Origin of the sequence: Pseudodesulfovibrio sp. 7M6 (assembly GCF_050058625.1) — a bacterium.
GTDB classification, from domain to species: Bacteria; Desulfobacterota; Desulfovibrionia; order Desulfovibrionales; family Desulfovibrionaceae; genus Pseudodesulfovibrio; species Pseudodesulfovibrio salinus.
In genome coordinates this window covers 3,986,442-4,004,963 of record NZ_CP188816.1, presented here as the reverse complement: position 1 = coordinate 4,004,963, position 18,522 = coordinate 3,986,442, and the positions used below count along the sequence as shown (strand labels likewise).

Annotated in this window: 16 protein-coding genes; 3 read left to right on the top strand and 13 right to left on the bottom strand. The window is 58.1% G+C overall.

Annotation, left to right across the window (positions count from 1 at the left end; all coding sequences use genetic code 11):
* The first annotated feature begins 135 nt into the window (after positions 1 to 135).
* Positions 136 to 645, top strand: coding sequence for a GNAT family N-acetyltransferase (locus tag ACI0FG_RS18485; RefSeq protein WP_419786488.1), 510 nt, complete (start codon positions 136 to 138; stop codon positions 643 to 645).
* Positions 646 to 786: 141 nt separating this feature from the next.
* Here the strand turns inward: ACI0FG_RS18485 and ACI0FG_RS18480 are convergent, their stop codons facing one another.
* From ACI0FG_RS18480 to ACI0FG_RS18430, 11 genes are all read right to left on the bottom strand, one after another.
* Positions 787 to 2,871 (bottom strand): autotransporter domain-containing protein, encoded by a 2,085-nt coding sequence (locus tag ACI0FG_RS18480; RefSeq protein WP_419786487.1) that lies wholly within the window; start codon positions 2,869 to 2,871, stop codon positions 787 to 789.
* Positions 2,872 to 3,157: 286 nt separating this feature from the next.
* A complete protein-coding gene (locus ACI0FG_RS18475; RefSeq protein ID WP_419786486.1) occupies positions 3,158 to 3,994 on the bottom strand; it encodes a DUF116 domain-containing protein in 837 nt (278 codons plus the stop codon).
* Positions 3,994 to 4,941 (bottom strand): glycosyltransferase family 9 protein, encoded by a 948-nt coding sequence (locus ACI0FG_RS18470; RefSeq protein WP_419786485.1) that lies wholly within the window; start codon positions 4,939 to 4,941, stop codon positions 3,994 to 3,996. The genes ACI0FG_RS18475 and ACI0FG_RS18470 overlap by 1 nt, the downstream gene beginning before the upstream one ends.
* Before the next feature lie 149 nt (positions 4,942 to 5,090).
* Positions 5,091 to 6,092, bottom strand: coding sequence for a methionyl-tRNA formyltransferase (gene fmt, locus ACI0FG_RS18465; protein ID WP_419786484.1), 1,002 nt, complete (start codon positions 6,090 to 6,092; stop codon positions 5,091 to 5,093).
* Positions 6,080 to 6,580, bottom strand: a complete 501-nt coding sequence (def, locus tag ACI0FG_RS18460; protein ID WP_419786483.1) for a peptide deformylase — start codon at positions 6,578 to 6,580, stop codon at positions 6,080 to 6,082. Before def ends, fmt begins: the two co-directional genes overlap by 13 nt.
* Positions 6,581 to 6,966: 386 nt before the next feature.
* A complete protein-coding gene (locus ACI0FG_RS18455) occupies positions 6,967 to 7,521 on the bottom strand; it encodes a hypothetical protein (RefSeq protein ID WP_419786482.1) in 555 nt (184 codons plus the stop codon).
* A gap of 11 nt (positions 7,522 to 7,532) precedes the next feature.
* Positions 7,533 to 8,042 carry a hypothetical protein gene (locus tag ACI0FG_RS18450; RefSeq protein WP_419786481.1) on the bottom strand — a complete coding sequence of 170 codons (510 nt, stop codon included), beginning with the start codon at positions 8,040 to 8,042 and terminating at the stop codon, positions 7,533 to 7,535.
* 649 nt (positions 8,043 to 8,691) lie between these two features.
* Positions 8,692 to 10,515 carry an aspartate--tRNA ligase gene (aspS, locus tag ACI0FG_RS18445; RefSeq protein WP_419786480.1) on the bottom strand — a complete coding sequence of 608 codons (1,824 nt, stop codon included), beginning with the start codon at positions 10,513 to 10,515 and terminating at the stop codon, positions 8,692 to 8,694.
* 108 nt (positions 10,516 to 10,623) lie between these two features.
* On the bottom strand, positions 10,624 to 11,865 hold the full coding sequence (hisS, locus tag ACI0FG_RS18440; RefSeq protein ID WP_419786479.1) for a histidine--tRNA ligase: 1,242 nt from the start codon (positions 11,863 to 11,865) through the stop codon (positions 10,624 to 10,626).
* 500 nt (positions 11,866 to 12,365) lie between these two features.
* Positions 12,366 to 12,788 carry a hypothetical protein gene (locus ACI0FG_RS18435; RefSeq protein WP_419786478.1) on the bottom strand — a complete coding sequence of 141 codons (423 nt, stop codon included), beginning with the start codon at positions 12,786 to 12,788 and terminating at the stop codon, positions 12,366 to 12,368.
* 293 nt (positions 12,789 to 13,081) lie between these two features.
* A complete protein-coding gene (locus tag ACI0FG_RS18430) occupies positions 13,082 to 13,498 on the bottom strand; it encodes a hypothetical protein (RefSeq protein WP_419786477.1) in 417 nt (138 codons plus the stop codon).
* Between the two features lie 338 nt (positions 13,499 to 13,836).
* On the opposite strand from ACI0FG_RS18430, the gene ACI0FG_RS18425 reads away from it, so the two are divergent.
* A complete protein-coding gene (locus tag ACI0FG_RS18425) occupies positions 13,837 to 14,685 on the top strand; it encodes a sulfide/dihydroorotate dehydrogenase-like FAD/NAD-binding protein (RefSeq protein ID WP_419786476.1) in 849 nt (282 codons plus the stop codon).
* Positions 14,675 to 16,090: an NADPH-dependent glutamate synthase gene (gene gltA / locus ACI0FG_RS18420; RefSeq protein ID WP_419786475.1), complete on the top strand. Its 1,416-nt coding sequence runs from the start codon at positions 14,675 to 14,677 to the stop codon at positions 16,088 to 16,090. The genes ACI0FG_RS18425 and gltA overlap by 11 nt, the downstream gene beginning before the upstream one ends.
* Positions 16,091 to 16,173: 83 nt before the next feature.
* Here gltA and ACI0FG_RS18415 read toward each other — a convergent pair whose 3' ends face one another.
* Both ACI0FG_RS18415 and ACI0FG_RS18410 read right to left on the bottom strand, forming a co-directional pair.
* Complete coding sequence (locus ACI0FG_RS18415; protein ID WP_419786474.1) at positions 16,174 to 16,695, bottom strand: DUF2335 domain-containing protein; 522 nt, start codon at positions 16,693 to 16,695, stop codon at positions 16,174 to 16,176.
* Positions 16,696 to 17,028: 333 nt separating this feature from the next.
* Positions 17,029 to 18,348, bottom strand: a complete 1,320-nt coding sequence (locus ACI0FG_RS18410) for a TAXI family TRAP transporter solute-binding subunit (protein WP_419786473.1) — start codon at positions 18,346 to 18,348, stop codon at positions 17,029 to 17,031.
* Positions 18,349 to 18,522: the final 174 nt, after the last annotated feature.

Sequence of the window (18,522 nt, the reverse complement as noted above, 5' to 3'; positions counted from 1 at the left end):
CACATCATGCGGAAAGCCGAGCTTTTGCTGTGCCCCGCAACGCTCTCCAGACACCGTCTTCCACGAGTACCGGCACTGATGCCGTGCGTCAGCCACCACGACGGTCCGCCATGCGCGAGCCAATGGAGTAATACCATGATTATCAGACAGGAAAAATACACCGACATAGAGCGTATCGACGCCATCATATACGCAGCGTTCGAAAACCATCCCCAACACGCACCAGGGGCCGAGCCCACCGAGCATCGCATCGTTCGCGCCCTGCGGGACGATCACGCCCTGACTCTCGCCCTGCTGGCCGAAACCAACGGTCAGTGCGTGGGGCACATCGCCCTCTCGCCCGCCACCGTGGGCAGCGATAAAGACGGCTGGCAACTTCTCGGCCCCGTCGCCGTATTGCCGGTCAACCAGAACCAGGGCATCGGCTCCGCTCTCATCCGCGAAGCGATCGGGCAATTGCGACGCCAAAGGGCCAAAGGCATCGTCCTCGTGGGCGATCCGGCCCTCTACACGCGCTTTGGCTTCATCCATAGCCCCGGCCTTACCTGGCCCGGCGTCCCGGACCAATACGTCCTGGCCCTCCCCTTCACCAACCAGCAGCCAACAGGCACAATAACCAGCCACCCCGCCTTCCTCGCGGGTTAGATTGACTGACATAAAACGCCCGGGGAAAGCGGATACGCTTTCCCCGGGCATGAATGGCAAAAGGGACGCCCCGGAATAATCTTCAAAAAAGCCGGGCATCCCTTGCGGAACGCCCGGCCGGGTATCCAAGTCTGCTTCAGTCTACCATATCTGATAGCTCAAGCCCACTGTGGCGGTAAGGTCGGACATGGTTTCGTCATCACAGCCCAGGGCGAAGCCAAGGGAGGTGTTGGCGGAGAGCCGTTCAGTCACGTCCCAGCTGGCACCAATGCCTACGTCGGCCCAGTCCTGATCCACTTTGTTCCCGCCGTAGGTAAAGGAGCCGAGACCGAGGGTGGAGCCGCCCAGGCCCGAGGACTTGTCTTCGAACCGATGATCCCATGCAGCCCAGGCCCAAGTTTCCACATTGTCGAGGATAGCCGCATCGGCCCGCAGGCCGGTACGCAGGGAGTTGGAAGTCTCGTCACGGCTGTTGAAGCTGGCCGGGAACGGACCGCCGGATTCGGAGTAGCCGTCGATGTGCGTGGTCTGCCATGTGTACTCGGCGAACGGAGTCAGGGCGAGATAATCAGTCACTCCTCTGGTCCACTGCACCCGGCCGGACAGGCCGAAGACATCAGCGTTGGTGGACCCTTTGGAAGTGGCATAACCCGTACCGTTCGCATAGCCGCGCCTGAGATCGAGATCCACGGTCTGCCACAGACCGGACAGGCGGAACTCAAGCCCGGTATCCTCCGGGCTATAGGCCACAAACGCGCCGGGCCCAATGGCCTTGATGTCCTGATTGCCCTCATCGGCGGTGTCCAGATCACGGGTATCGCCGAACAGGCCGCCACCCACGCGCCACTCGCCGCGCTCCCAGGTAACGCCCACGCCGCCATGCAGGCCGAGGTCGTCACCGTTGAGTTCGATATTGGTGCCCACGGAGCCGACAGTCCAGATGTTCAGGGTGCCCGACATCTCGTCACCCGAGGACAGGCCGCTTTGCTTGCCCGTCCCAGCCGTCCCACCGGCGGAAGCCGGACCGGAAACGGCAAAATGCATTCCCTGCCCACCCGCCACGCCGCCCAGCCGGTTCATGGCGAGTTGCCCCATGCCCGTCACCGCCGGACCGACCTGGCCCATGGCACCCAGGGACTGATTGAGCTGCTCGGGAGTGATGACACCACTGGCACCGCCGGAAATCCGGGCGATGAAGACTTTGCTGTCGATAGTTGTTCCGACAATGATGGACCCATCGTCGGAAACTCCGGTCGCAGAGCCCAAATAACCAGCGTTGGGCAACGTCACCCCATCGGCCGTCAGATCGTCATAGAGGTTGTGTAAAGTGTATGTGGAATCCGATCGGGTCCAGTATGCTGCTTGGTCAGAGACCCATCCGGCAATAGCGGAACCATCACTGTTCACGGCCAGTGCCGCGCTGGTATTGTATGTATTGGACCCGATTGAATTAGGGAGAAGGGTCAGGGTCAGCTCCAGATTTTTCACATTCCACATGGCCGCATCAAGATCCACTCTCCCCACTGCGATGGATCCATCACTGGCTATGTCGTTGGCACTACCCGAAGTGTAGGTATGGCTGCCGGAAACAAGCTTGAGGGAATAAGTCATGCTATAGAATGAACTCTGGTCAAGTTTATATATAGTTACAAGCATCGGGAGATTAGTAGTGTCCGTGCCGACACCGTAACGGGTGTCGCCGATCTCATTGGAAACAGCTGCTATTTCGCGATTATCAAGAAATGACCACATGATGGAGCTATCCCAAGCCGCACTGTCCGCCATCCAAATTGCCGTATCTCCGTACTCATCGGTACCGAATACGGTGAGGCCATCGTGGCCAATCCCCTTGAGTTCGGACATCTCATCAAAATCCCCGGCGGTAATGGTGGGAGTGGCGGCTCCACCCTCATACCGCAGTATATGGTATGAGGAGGTCGCGGTGTTGTATCCCAACACAACCTGCCCGTCGCGCGACATGCCGAGCAGGTTGTACCCCGCCATGCCGGTGGCTCCGCCAATATCGGCAGGAGCATGACGGAAGAGACTTCCACCATTTTGATAGGCGATGAGTCCTCCATCGCCGGAGACGACAATATTCGATCCGGGGGTAGTATTCACCACATCAGCGGCCCGGGCCGAGGGGCACAGGAAGAACAGCACGAACAACAGCGACAGGGGCAACAGGCTGGGCAAGAAGTGATACGGAAGGCGAGTGAACGGCACGGTAAATCTCCTAGGGTAAAGCGGATTTTCATCTATACGGTAAGCCCCGTCTTCGGTTGCAACCGGCTGTTTTTTCCAACAATCAATGACCAGAAAACCGATTTTTCCCGTATAGAATGACCCTTCTACCTGTTTCCGCACACGCTCTCAATATCACCCAGGGTGATATTAAAAAGGACTGTGATCCAAAATAGATGTTAGGACATCGGTGAACAGCGAATAAGCACTTCCCGAGCCCCACAGACCACGGCTGCGGGTGCCCCGGACAATCCAGCCGGAAACGTTGCTATTCCTGATTGCCCTGGGCTGTGGAAACCATGCGGCCGCTACCGGTGGTGCCTTCTTCAAGGTATTGTTCTTCGAGAAAAAGATGCAGAGCCTCTTCCAGCAGCGGGAGGGCGACGGTCGTATCCAGGCAGGGACCGTGCGGGCGTTCATTGAGCACGCCGAACACGGGCAGGGGATAGGTATCCTGAATGCCGCTGGCAAGATCCCGATAGCAGGCCACGGCGATAATCATTTTTGGACGCAGCTGAACCACGATACGCCGGGCAACGGTGCCGCCGGTGGCAATGGCCAGGTTCACGCCGTATTTGTCGTGCAGGTCGAGCAAACCGGCGATGGGACACATACCGCACCGCTTGCAATTGTTGATGTCGTAGGTCAGCCGACGGTCGCACTTGGAGTTTTGCAAACAGTGAGGCATGAGCAGGAGGATGTCCTCCGGCTTGTAGCGGGCGGCCTCGGCGCGGACCAGTTCGTTATTCACGCTGACAAAGGAGAGCATGATGGACTCTTTGTCCAGACCCAGCGCGCGGCCAAGGAGTACCATGAGCGGCAGGAAAAGCTTGATGGTCAGCCCTCGGAACCGACGGGAACCGGGCAGGGGCTTGCGCGTGACTATATTGAGGAACAACCCCCAATAGGCAACGCAAACCAGACCGATGAGCAACAGTACGATGAAACCCAGCACCCAGGCGGCCAGGGGATGGATATTTTCAAGCCCGATGAAAGGCACGACCCAGAGGGCAGCCAAAAATATGCAGATGGCAAAGCAGGAGCCGCTGATCAGCCCGATGAAGAGGCGCTTGCGGGCACGCCGGACACTCTTAGTTTGTTTCATTACTCGTCTATTGCCGCCAGCACGATCCCGGCCACGTGCTCACCGTTGAAATCCTTCTGAAAAATCACGGTGCACCCGGTCGTATCGGCGGGCTGCCATTTGGTGAAATTCTCATTTAGGTGCTCGTAAACCACCAGCCGGTCCACGCCCCAGGCGCAGGCCAGATGCGCGGGACCGGAATCATTGCCGATGAAGTACCGCGCATGTCGGATCAGGTGCGAGGTAACGGCGATGCCTTCGGTACAATACCGCACCCTGTCGCCGGAGGGAATGGCCCTTTCCACTGTCGCGCGTTCGTCGGACAGACAGACGATGTAGACCGGCAATCGGCGGGAAAGTTCCCGTATGGCCTCGCCATAGGTCGGCAGGCTCCAGTCGATGCCGTTCCCGGTATCTCCGGTGGGGTGCAGGACCAGATATTCACCGGGATTGGTTCCGGTTTCGGCCAGCAGGTCGGCCACGGCACGCTCGGCAGCCGGATCGGGATACAGACGGGGCGGGAGCAACTCCACCGGACGGTTCAGAACGGCTTCCATGAGAATGGCCCGGCTGCGCAGCCGGTGCACGGTCTGATCCTCGTCCAGCTTGATGTGCAGGTGCTGCGGCGATCCCTTGAGCCGGAATCCGGCGCGCAGCCTCACCCCGGCCAGCCGGGCAATAAGCTCGTTGCGCACGCCGGTCCTCAGTTGCAGGGAAACGTCGTACTTCTCCCGCCGCAGGGCGAGGACAAGCCGAAACTGTGCGGCCAGCGAATCCTGTTTCTTGTTGAAAACATGGAGGGCGTCCACATTCGGGTCCGCACCCACCATTTCCCGGCCGGTACCGTCCACCACCATGCCGACGAAACAGCCGGGCACCTCGCGCTTCAGCCATGCGGCCACAGGCATGTTGAACAGCGTATTGCCGATCATGCCGTTGTTGAAAAGGAGAAATCGCCTGGCGTCCATGGTGCTCCGTTTGCTGCGTGCGCGAACACGGCGGTGGTAGCACGGTCCCGGTGCATCAGGCAATGGCGCGACACACCGTCCGGGCTCCGAACAAAAGAGGCCCGGACCAGACGGTCCGGACCTTTCCTCCACCCCAATGGGCGGAAAATCTATTTACATTCCTTCATGTATCCGCAGGTGAACGCCGTGGCGTCCATGGCCTTCTTGCCCTGCGGCTTGACCTCGGGCGTCAGGTAGATGCCGTCCGCCGTGGTGATGGCCAGCCTGCCGTCCATCTCGCCCAGGAGCGTGCCGGGCTCGACCTTGGGGGCCGCTTCCTCGCTTACCTCGCCGGGCGTCACGTTCAGCCGGATGACCTTGCCGTCCGCATTGGTCCAGTCAAAGAAGGCACCGGGCCAGGGATACATGGCCCGTATCTGGTTATGAATTTCAGCCGAGGGACGATTCCAGTCGATCTCGCCTTCCTTCTTTTCCAGCTTTTTCGCATAGGTGGCCAGCGCGTCATCCTGAGGCATCAGCTCATAGCCACCGGTCTGCAACCGGGCCAGGGCCTCGCAGATGCAGATGCCGCCCAGCTTGGCCAACTCGTCGTGGATGGTGCCCGCATGGTCGTTGTGGCCGATGCGCAGGGCGCGCTGGACCATGACCGGGCCGGTGTCCAGTCCGGCCTCCATCTTCATGATGGAGATACCCGTAACCACGTCCCCGTTCTCTATGGAACGCTGGATGGGCGCGGCCCCGCGATACTTGGGCAGCAGCGAGGCATGGATATTCAGCGGCAGCATGGTCGGAATATCCAACACCGCCTGCGGCAAAATCAGTCCATAAGCGGCGACGACCAGCACCTCGGGCTTGAGTTCGGCAAGTTCGGCCACCGAAGCCGGGTCCTTGAAATTCACAGGCTGGAATACGGGCAGGTCATGCTCCAGCGCCACCTGTTTGACCGGCGAAGGCTTGCACTGCCGGCCGCGGCCGCACGGCCGGTCGGGCTGGGTATAGACGCCCACGACCTCCGCGCCATCAAAGGTCAGGAGCAATTGCAACGCCTCGGCCGCAAAGTCCGGGGTGCCCATGAACACAATGCGCAGGGGGCGCAGATCAACCGCGCCCCAGGACTCCTTCGACGACTCGCTACCCGCTACTTCTGCCATCTTTCAGCCTTCTTTCGGTACATGGTCTTCTTGAGCCGCCCCAGCCGGTCCGCCAGGGTCACGCCGTCCAGGTGGTCGATCTCATGCTGCAGGATGATGGCCAGGAACTCGTCGGTGTCGATGGTCACTTCCTTGCCCTCGCGGTCCAGCCCGGTAACCTTCACGCGCTTGTTGCGCTTTACCTTGACCGCGAGTTCCGGGCAGCTCAGGCACCCTTCCTCGTTCTCCTCCATCTCATCGCCCCGCTCCACAATCTCGGGGTTGATGATGACGTGCAGATCGCCCCGCGTCTTCGGCCCCGTGGGGTCGACGCAGATCAGCCGGATGGACTCGCCCACCTGCGGCGCTGCCAGACCGACCCCGTCGCTCTCGTACATCGTCTCGATCATATCATCGATGAGCTTGTCCAACTCGGGCGATATCTCGCCTACGTCAGCGGCCTTGGCGGCCAGGATCTCATCGGGCCAGGTACATATTTCCATTGTCATATTTTTTTGCCTCCGGCGGCCGGGGGAAGGGGAAGAGGGGAACCTTTTGGAAAAGGTTCCCCTCTTCCCCTTCCCCCGGACCCCCATCCCCAACTCCCTTCCAAAACTTTTTATCTACGCCGCTGAAAGGCTTGGCGGGGGACCGATGTATTTGTCATGCGGCGACTGGAACAGTCTATTATCGTAATAATTACAGAATGACAAAAAGCGAGTCTTCGTTAAAGAAAAATAATATTTAATTTGTTATTTCAAATGGTTAATGTGTAGTTGTTTTTAACAAAAAACAGGCCGGATAACTAAGATCAGAACGGGGAAAGGCAGTCAACGACTGCCTCTTCCATTATTCAGCACGAATTGACGAGGCGACCACCCCGGGAATCGGCACACTAAGGCTTTATTCCAGCACTCAACTTGTTTTTTTCGAGATCGGCACCGACAACTTCCCAAATATACTCGACAATCAACGGATACTGATGTTCAACGGCTTTCTGGATGGCCTGATAGACTCTCGCCGAACCCAAAAAATGCTCACCCATTGAACAATACCCTTTGGAAGAAATCTTTTTTTCGCCGATCACATGGCCTGTGGCATCCAGAATTTCGTAATCAACAACATACTCAGCCTCCATTCCCGTTCCGAAAGAAGGATAGTCCAACTTCACTATTTCGGCGCGCACATCGTATTTCTTCTTTCCGCCCGCAAAAACACCGGCAGCGGCAAAGGCGTTTTCCAGTCCTTGCCTAAAATCGGCTGAATCAACGACAAACAGTTGCGAGGGGAGGCTGGAGGAGACTTCCACAGCGCCCTGCGAGGCCTCAACTGTTTTCGTGTTCTCAATAAGAGATTCTGGCAGCAGCCCCGATGAGCCAACAACAGTCTTTCCACAACCGGCAAGAGTGAACAGAAGAACCAGCGTCCCTATTATTTTAAACGTTTTCATAGTGCTCTCCTTTATTCAGCTTTCCCAGGAGCTTGCGTCCCGGCCATGAACTTGTTGTACTCAAGCTTTTCAAGCAAATCCTTGAGGACCTGCTCCATGGCCTTGCTTCCGGCATACCCTTGGCCTTTTTTCCACTCGTCAAGCCCCGCCGAGGAATGTCCTGAGGAGTGGATATGTTGTGCCAACTCCCCGGCCCCATCATAGACATCGGCATCCAAGGTAAATGTAAAATCATAAGGCGGCCACGTCCAAAAACCGCCTTTGGATTCAGTTGCAACCCTGGGTACAATAATAATGCTGGATTTCTGTTTCAGCGCATCCTGTTTATTTTCATAGAACCCAACACTCTCGCAGGACTGCTTGAGCGCAGTACCCAGCCCGAAGCGGAAGTCCTCATACGGTTTATATATGTACTTGTCGCTCCCGCCCTCTTTGACTTCCTTTCGCAAATCTTCAGGAGTGATACATACGCTACACATGCCGTTTATCTTTTTAGCCGATTTTGCATAATCCAAATCCATGGGTTTTATGCTGATGTTATGCGTGCACCCGCACATTACAGACATCAACGACAGTAGACAGACAATTTTTAAAATCCGCATTTCATCCCCACAATAGCGGCCTGCAATGACCACATTTCATATAAATTTGAACAAGCTCACTCCAGGAATCCATTTCCAACACCATACTATTCGCGCTGAGCATAAATCAGTCACAGCCCAGCCTCGGCAGCAATAAAAGCGAAGTCGCTCCTGAAGCGGATGACACACGAGCCGCAACAACAAGTCTAGACAGGGCTCATAAAGACTTTCGACTATAAATTCGTGCAGCAATACAAAAATTACACCACTCTATCAATCCAATTATTATACTATATTGTATCTAAAAAATAGATAGAGGCTGCATAACTACATAGATTATTTGAATACGACGGTCTTCATTTGAAGAAAGAAAGTCGATGCCGTGGATCAGCTTCTCGCAGGAAAGGACAAAGAATCAGACCTTTGAGACAAAGGCCGTTGCAAAAAGATAGGGCTACCGCAAAACAAGGAAGGGAAAAGGATAGGGGAAGGGAACGTAAGTGAAGGCCGCCACATGGCCCTAATCTTTCGTTCATAGAATAAAGACGCCGGAGATCTTATAGGTAAGACCTCCGGCGGTTATTCACGATTAGTCCTGCTTCTTTTCACGCAACCGGATGCCCAGTTCGCGGAGCTGCTTGCTGGGCACTTCGGACGGAGCCTCGGTCATGAGGCAGGTCGCCTTCTGGGTCTTGGGGAAGGCGATGACGTCGCGGATGGACTTGGAGCCGGTGAGGATCATGATCAGCCGGTCCAGGCCGAAGGCGATGCCGCCGTGGGGCGGCGCACCGAACTTGAGGGCGTTCATGAGGAAGCCGAACTTTTCCTCGGCCTCTTCGTGATTGATGCCCAGGGCGGCGAACATGGCCTCCTGCTGGCCCGGAGTGTGGATGCGGATGGAACCGCCGCCCACCTCGTGGCCGTTGAGCACCAAATCATAGGCGCGGGCAATGGCGCTGCCCGGATCGGTCTTGAGCACTTCCATCTGCTCGGGCCGGGCCGAGGTGAAGGGATGGTGCTTGGCCACGTAGCGCTTCTCGTCCGGATCGTATTCCAGCAGCGGGAAGTCGGTGATCCAGACAGGCTTGAAGACCTTGTCGTCGATGAGGCCGAACCGCTCGCCCAGTTCGCAGCGCAGGTTGCCCAGCGCGGCATTGGCCACGTCCGCGGCACCGGCCTGGAAGAACAGGATGTCGCCGGGCTTGCAGTTGGTGCGCTCGCGCAAGGCCGCAATCTCGTCCTCGGAGAAGAATTTGACGATGGGGGACTGCCACTCGCCGTCCTCCTTGACCTTGATCCAGGCAAGGCCCTTGGAACCGTAGATCTCGACGAACTTGGTGTACTCGTCGATCTCCTTGCGGGACAGCTCCGCACCGCCGGGCACGACCATGACCTTGACCAGCTCGGACGAGGCAAAGACCTTGAACCCGGAGTTCTTGAACACGTCGGTGATGTCCACGTGCTCCAGTCCGAAACGAAGGTCCGGCTTGTCCACGCCGTAGAGGTTCATGGCGTCCGCGTAGGTCATGTGCGGGAACACCTCGGGCAGATCAACGCCGATGGTCTCGCGGAACAGGGTCTTGACCATTTCCTCGGCCATCTCCTGCACCTGCTTCTCGTCCACAAAGCTCATCTCGATATCGATCTGGGTGAACTCAGGCTGACGGTCCGCGCGCAGGTCCTCGTCGCGGAAGCATTTGACGATCTGGAAATAGCGGTCCATGCCGGAGACCATGAGCATCTGCTTGAACAGCTGCGGGGACTGCGGCAGGGCGTAAAATTGGCCCTGGTTGACGCGGCTGGGCACCAGGAAGTCACGCGCACCCTCGGGCGTGGACTTGGTCAGCACCGGGGTCTCGATCTCCAGGAAACCGAGGGAATCGAGGTAGCGGCGCACGGACTGGGCGGCCTTGTTGCGGATGATGAAATTCCGGGCCAGGGAGGGACGGCGCAAGTCCATAAAACGGTACTTGAGCCGCAGGTTCTCGCTCACCTCCACACGGTCCTCGATGGGGAACGGCGGGGTCTCGGAAGTATTGAGCAGCTTGTAGTCGGTGACTTCAATCTCGACTTCACCGGTGACCATGTTCGAATTGGCCATGCCCTCGGGCCGGGGGCGGACCTTGCCCTTGATGGCAATGACGTATTCCGGGCGGATGGCATGGGCGCGCTCGTGCACGTCCGCGTTCTCCTCCGGATTGAAGACGACCTGGGTCAGCCCCTCGCGGTCGCGCAGGTCGAGGAAGATGAGCCCGCCGTGGTCACGCCGAAACTGGACCCAGCCCATCAGGCAGACTTCCTCGCCCATATTGGCAGCGGTCAGCTCATTGTTGTGGTGCGTGCGCCGCCAGCCAGCGAGGTCCTCGATAACGCGATATTCGTTGTAATCCCGTTCTTCCTGATACTCAGACATTGTCGGTAGCTCCAATCTCACTCTTTTTATGGTCGGAACCGGCAGGGAACCGCCCTGCCGCCCCGGTAAAAATCCACGCGCCCCGGCATCCGGCCGGACCGCGATAAATTACATGCTTGCCAGGTACAGGGAGCGGTCCAGGGTCTCCTGGTCGCGCTCTTCATCCATGTACTTGACGGTCACCGTGCCGTCGGCCATCTCCTGGCCGCCCAGGATCAGGCAGACCTTGGCCCCGGCCTTGTTGGCCGCGCGCATGCGGGACTTCATGGACCCGGAACCGTAGGATACGTCGCCGGTCAGCCCCTTTTCGCGCAGCTTCTGGGCAAAGAGCATGGCCTCGTTGGCCGCGCTGTCGTCCACCACGGCCAGATAGAAATCCGGCTTGGCGATTTCCGCCTCGCCCAGCAGCAGGGCCAGCCGCTCCATGCCGCAGGCAAAGCCCGTGCCCGCACAGGCGGGACCGCCCAGGTTCTTGACCAGACCGTCGTACCGCCCGCCACCGGCAACCGCCGTCTGCGCGCCAATGTCCGTGCTCGACACCTCGAAACAGGTGCGCACGTAGTAGTCCAGTCCGCGCACCAGCCGGGGGTTGAGCACGTATTCCGCGCCCGCACCGTCCAGAATCGCCTTCACGTCCGCAAAGTGCTGCTCGCACTCCGGGCAGAGGTGATCGGTGATGACCGGCGCATCCTTCACCAACTCCTTGCACGTCGGGACCTTGCAGTCCAGCACGCGCAGCGGGTTGGTCTCCATACGACGGCGGCAGTCCTCGCAGAAATTATCCTTGTCTTTGGACTTGTAGTAGTCGATCAGCGCCTGCCGGTATCCCGGCCGACACTCGTTGCAGCCCAACGAATTCAGCTCGATGGTCAGCTTGGTCAGCCCGAGCCGGTTCAGGAACGTGCGCAGCATCAGGATCAGCTCGCCGTCCGACTGGGCCTCGTCCGCGCCGAATATCTCGGCGTCTATCTGATGAAACTGGCGCTGCCTGCCCTTCTGCGGCCGCTCATACCGAAACATGGGGCCGAAGGTGAAAAACTTGGAGACCTTGCCGGGCTGATGCACGCCCGAATCGATGAACGCGCGAACAACGCCCGCCGTGGCCTCGGGCCGCATGGTCAGCGAACGTCCTTTGCGGTCCGGGAAGGTGAACATTTCCTTGCCCACCACGTCCGTGTCCTCGCCGATGGACTTGGCGAACAACTCGGTCTTTTCCAAGACCGGCACACGCAATTCACCAAATCCGTACAGACCGAACACCTCGCGGGCAATCGTCTCCATACGCGTATACTGGGCGGCCTCTTCCGGGAACAGGTCCGCGAAACCCTTTATCTTCTGAATCTTCGCCATGGTGCGTTCCGTTTCCTTAATTATATGCAAATGCGCTACGGCAAACGAGACTGGTTAGTCCAATCACACCCGTTTGTCAAAGCACACCAAGGCGCAACGGGCGAAAACGCAGGGAAAAAAAATCCCAATCGACCACGCATTCGGCCTGTGTGGCTACTACTGCGTCCGGCAGAATTTTATCGCAGACAACATCACTGTGAAAGAACAGCCCAAGGACGACCGGATTCGCTATCTGTGCTGTCGCTTCGGAAATGTCATTCGACAGGATTTTGCTGAGCGTTGAGTCCAGACCGTGTCCGTTGGCTTGATCGACATGCGGATCGTCGAGCCAAGACGTTGATACAGCAAGCTAACAGCGACCGGGACATGACGTACCTCGGGCTCATAATCATGAATGTCCATGCCCCATCGTACGCTCTAATTGGATGAATTCAAAAAAAAAGCCGTTTCCGCAATGGCGGAAACGGCTTTGGCGTTATCAGACACGTTTGTTGCCGAGGCTACTTGGTGCAGATGCCCGTCAGCGTGGTCTCACATTCGCACATTCCCGAAAACGTGCCGATTTCTTCAGCGGTGAGCTGTGAGCCGTCGAATTTGAGATTGACTTCCCCGGAGAAGGTCACACCCTCTCCCGGATTGGTTCCGCTCCAATGGCCCTCTCCGTTATTGATCTCCATGGTAACGCAGCCGTTGCTGCCCTGGGTTCCGCGGGCGTTGCTGTCATACTGCGGGCAGAACTGATAGGTATTGCCACTTACCTTGCTAATAACGACCCCGCTGGGGGGAGCGACATCGCAATCGCCGCACGGTTTTGACGGGCCCGAGCAGGAATAGGTCCCGGAATACGGATCCTCCTGAGCCTGGGCGGCACCGGCAAAGGCAAAGACGGCGATGACAATCAGTAGAGTCTGAACAATTTTCATTTGTTTCTCCCTTGTCCCCTTTCGGATCGGGGACAGTGTCGTTTTTACCTCTCAGGTTTTCCCGCATTATCAAATATTCGATTTTCAGTCAATAGGTTGCCCGTTACAACATGCCTCCATCATCCTTTCATTTCCGTCCCGGGGAGAGGGGAACGGCGACACCTTCATCGCCCACGGCCAGACCATCGCCACTCGGAAAGGAGTGGAGAGGACCTGGGGCGAAGTGCTCAAATGTTTTTTAAATGTCGAAAGGTGGTACCAAGAGCTGGTAAGAGCCTGCCCCAAGGGCACGCTTATACGACGCTGGCAAGCATGGACCCCGGCAGCGGGGATTCCTCCATGGCGGAGGCGGCATATGCGGAGAGCGCGGAACGGACCCGGTGTGCGGATGCGGGGGAACCGGAGTCGGTGGAGCCGGAGAGGTTCCGATAACTGGCACCGGAGCTGCCGACCTGGGCGCGCAGGGAACTGACCTGCTGCTCGGCCCGGAAGGCGTTGGCCTGATATTTCTGTTCGCGTTCGGTACGGGAGAGGGAGGGATCGAGCACGGTCCGTTCGGACTCGAAATCAAGCCCGAAGTTGCCCAGGCGAAAGCCGAACGAGGTCGTCGTCACACTGGCCTGAGGCTTGGTGCGGGCAGCGACCCCGGTACTCTTGGCGAGCGACTGGGTACGGCGATATTGCTCGGATGCGTAAGCGTTGACTCTCACGCGACCTCCCTACAGGGTGTCACCGGCCTTTTTTTGCATAAAAAAAGGCCAAGGCGCATCGTGCAGCCCGGCCGTCCCTGAGACGTTACGTCTCGCTCATTCCAGAGGGACCCGTGGTTTTCCGCTTCCCGTCCATGGGAATTGGCAAAAACGGTCAATCAGTCCAAAATACAATGTATCCGTTTTTCACCCTTTTGACAAGACCTTGGGATAAGGGCTACTACGGTAAACCCTGTCACCAAGAGATTGCGGTTACCTAAGAGGGAGAGAGCGTCCGAACTTTTTACAGCGAGGTCGTCCGGGTCGGTCGTCCACCGCCCGGGCGATGGAGGAATCTGATGGGTTATACGATTGTAAAAAAACAGGAGCTGATTCCGGGGCAAACCACGATGATGGTCATCGACGCGCCCCAGATCGCCAAAAAGGCCAAACCTGGCAACTTCGTCATGTTACGCGTTTCCGAGTCGGGGGAGCGCATTCCTCTGACCATCGCAGACTGCGACAAGGAAGCGGGCACCATTACCATCGTCTATCTGGTCGTCGGAAAGACCACGGCGGAGATGAACACCTTGCAGGAAGGCGGGGAGTTCATGGACGTCTGCGGCCCGCTGGGCAAGGCCACGCACATCGAGAAATCGGGAACAGTGGTCTGCGTGGGCGGCGGCACCGGCATTGCGGCCATGCACCACATTGCCAAGGGGCACGTGGAGGCGGGCAACCGCGTCATCGCCATCGTGGGCGCGCGGTCCAAGAATCTCCTGCTGTTCTGCAGCGAACTTTCCTCCTTCTGCCCGGAGCTGCGCATCGCCACCGATGACGGCAGCGTGGGGCACAAGGGATTCGTCACCGAGGTCCTGCAAGACATCCTGGAAACCGAGGACGAGATTGCCGAAGTCGTGGCCGTGGGGCCGGTTCCCATGATGGAAGCCGTGTGCAAGGTCACCCTGCCCTTCCAGGTCAAGACGACTGTTTCGCTCAACTCGATCATGGTGGACGGCATCGGCATGTGCGGCGCCTGCCGCTGCACGGTTGGCGGCAAGACGCTCTTTGCCTGCGTGGACGGCCCGGAGTTCGACGGCCACAAGGTGGACTTCGCCGAGCTCAAGACAAGGCTGTGGCAGTTCAAGGAGCAGGAAGACGAATCCATGGAAATGTTCACGCAGGAGTGTCAGTGTCATGGCCGATAACAAGAGCAAAAAAGTACGCCGCCGCACGCCCATGCCCCATCAGGACCCGCTGGAGCGTGCCCATAATTTCAGTGAAGTGGCGCTCGGCTATTCCAGAGAACAGGCCCTTATCGAGGCCGAACGGTGTCTACAGTGCAAGAAACCCCTGTGCCAGCAGGGTTGCCCGGTAAACATCGACATCAAGGGATTCATCGGCGCCCTGGTGGAAGACGACCTGCAAGGGGCCTACGACATCATCCGCAAGACCAATTCCCTGCCTGCGGTATGCGGCCGGGTCTGCCCGCAGGAAACGCAGTGCGAAGGCATGTGCATCCTGGGCAAGAAACACGAGCCCGTGGCCATCGGCCGGTTGGAACGGTATGTGGCCGACACGTACATGGCCGAGTCCGCGTGTGAGGACGTCACCGACCTGGACACCTGCGCACTGGAGCGCGGGGACCTCAAGGTGGCGTGCATCGGCTCCGGGCCGTCGTCCCTGACCGTAGCCGGGTATCTGGCCGGACGCGGCATCAAGGTGGATGTGTACGAAGCCCTGCACGAGGCGGGCGGTGTGCTCATCTACGGCATCCCGGAATTCCGGCTGCCCAAATCCGTGGTGGGCAGGGAGATCGACGGGCTGAAGCAGCTTGGCGTGACCTTCCACACCAACTGGGTGGGCGGCAGGACCATAACCATCCAGGACCTTTTCGATCAGGGCTACAACGCCGTGTTTGTGGGCGTGGGCGCGGGTCTTCCCCGCTTCCTGGGCATACCGGGCGAAAACCTGGTGGGTGTCTTTTCCGCCAACGAGTACCTGACCCGCGTGAACCTGGGACGCGCCTACGATTTCCCCCACCACGATACCCCGGCTTTCCGCAGCAGGCACGTGGTCGTTCTCGGCGCGGGCAACGTGGCCATGGACGCGGCACGCACGGCGCTGCGCATGGGCTCCAAGACCGTGACCATCGTCTACCGCCGCACCGAGGAGGAGATGCCCGCCCGCAAGGAAGAAATCGCCCATGCCGTGGAGGAAGGCGTGCAACTGAGCTGCCTGTGCGGCCCGGTCCACTTCCACGGAGACAACCAGGGACGGCTCAAGGCCATGACCGTGCAGAAAATGGAGCTTGGCGACCCGGACGACTCCGGCCGCTGCGCCCCGGTCTGCATCGATGGCGAAACCGAACAGCTCAAGTGCGACATGGCGATCATCGCCGTGGGCACCCGGCCCAACCCGATCCTGCTCGAAGCCACGCCGGAACTGAGCCTGAACAAGTGGGGCTACATCGAGGCTGATCCCGACACCGGCGAGACCTCCATCCCCCACGTGTTTGCGGGCGGCGACATCGTCACCGGCGCGGCCACGGTCATCTCGGCCATGGGCGCGGGTCGCAAGGCGGCGGCGGAGATCGCAAGACGCCTGCTGTAACCGGGAATTATACCTGTGAGCATAAAATAAAAGGCCAGCGCCCTCTTAACAAGGGCGCTGGCCTTTTATTTAAAAAAAATCAACTAAGACTCTTCCGTTTCCTCGGACTCAGCCTGTTCCTCCCGAGGAACAAAATTATTCATATTCCGAGAGCCGTATATAAACGAACCAACCAAACCGACCAATGTCGTCGTAATAATTGTAGCTCCGCCCACAGGATGCCCTAAGACAGCAAAAAGGACTCCAGCAGTCAAAGCGGCAAGGCCCATCACGGTCCCAAGCCATAAACCCAACCGACTATCCCCAGCAGCACTCCGCAAAAATTCTACATCCGCTGCCAACTGCTTCTTCTCCAACTCTTGTCGATGGGCAGTCTGCCCCGTCCAGGCAGCGATTATTGTTTGGGCCGATCCAGGTACGACCTTATCGTATTCTTTCAGTTGTTCCGCAGAAGGAATTGGCCCTGAAGAAAACGAGGCCATAATTTTGGCCACGATTTCTGGGTTTCTTTTTATTTCCTCAGGGGAAAGATGTTCCGCTTCAAAAACGCTGGATTCCGGGCACCTATCAGGGCCGGGTAATACATCTTTTTTGTTTGTTGTCATCAGGTAGTAAAACCCCACTTACTTCGACTTCACGCATGTCGTCCCTCAGACAAGCCATATCACGATTCAAGGCTTCACCATCCGTCATCCGACGCCTTAAATTCATATGGCTTACTACAATAATCTTGTTGTAAGAGGAGGCAAAATCCATCAACCTCCCAGTCCCACTGATAATCCGCTTAATTCTCTTGGTCATCGCTAACTCCCCTTCATTAAAATCGTGAAGAAGGGACCAAACCATATTGGTGGTTACTAAAACTGTAAACAGTTTTTTCGAAAACGCAAGAGAACAGGCAAAGGGCTTTCGGAAACAATTTGACGGCCTCGTTCCTCCTACTTGAACGCCGCCAGCTTCTCCTTCATGCGGGAGCGGATGTAGTTGATGTGAATACGCAACGAGTAAATGGCATCCACATAAGACAGGGGCACCGAGGTCTCCAGCACCAGCTTGTCCATCTCTTCCAACTGGACCAACAAATCCTCGGCCTCTTCGGAAGTTTTGGCTTCATAGGCGGCAAGGTCCAGCTTCTTGAGCCGCTTGTACCACTTGAAGATGCGGCGTCGAATCTGCCAGCGGAAGGCGGGCGGCGTGATCTTGAAAAGCGGGAAAAGCAGGGTCAGCAGCGGAATGAGCAGGACTTTGAGCCGTTCCAGGTTCACGGCCAGGGTATAGGGCAGCCAGCGCATGAGCAGCGGCGGCCCTTTCTTGTAGAAGTTCTCGGCCTCGCCGGTCAGCGGAAAGAGCAGCCCCTCGGCACTGGGAAACTCGCCAGGCAGGGCAAAGACATCACCCTGGCGGTGGATTTCCCTCGCAGCCAGCAGAAAAAGGTATTCCAGGGCCGGATGCAGCCCCTCGCGAACCACCAGATTGGCCGTGGGCGCGAGCATGTAGACGTTTTCGCGCGGCAGGTCCTCGGCCAGATTGATCGCCCCCTGGGGCAGCACCAGCCGCTTCAGAAAATGATGGGACCGCGCATAGGCTTCGGCCCGTCCCAGGGAGAGCATCCGAACCCGCGTTCCCTCGCGGCTCAGGGTCTCGATAACGCGGGAATCGATGCCCGCCACCACAAAAAGGACGTCCAGCCTGCCGTGGATCAGGTCCGGCACAGACTTGGAGGTGTCTTCCTCCACGAATCTGGCGTTTTCATCGGTCACGCCGTTTTCATCCAGCAGGCGGCGGATGATCTGGTTGGTGCCGCTCCCCTCCGGGCCGATGGCCACCCGCAGCTTGTGCAGCTCGTTCAGATTGGCCACCTTGAGGCCCCGCCGGTAAAAGATCCACAGCGGCTCGTAATACAGGGAGCCCAGGCTGCGCAATTGGGGATATTGCGCAGGAGTCGCAATGCCGCCCTGCATGAAGGCCACATCCACCTCGGAGTCCGGCGCGGCCATGCGCGCCAGATTGTCCATGGCCCCCTTGGTCTCAAGAATTTTGAGGGTAATGCCCTGCTTGGCGAAAAACTCCGCATATTGGGTGGCGTACTTGTAATACGCACCGTTGCGCCCGCCCGCGGCTATGGTCACGGTGGATGGCGGCGCAGGCTCCACGTATTGATAGGCGAACCAGAGGGCGCCAGCCAGAATGGCAGCGGCCACACCGTACACGACTACCGACATGAAAAAATGGGATTTGAGGTACTTGAGCAGCAGCATGGTCGACTATCCTCTCCCGGGCAGGACCGGTGAACCATGAGTAAAAACGGCGGGGACAGCTGGAAACGGCAGCCGGGCGGGCATGGACTTGATGGTTTTCATGAGCACTCCGTATGGCGGTTGTCGATATAGGCACCTTGTTCCAGATCCTGCTCCTTGTCAAAGAATTGTCCG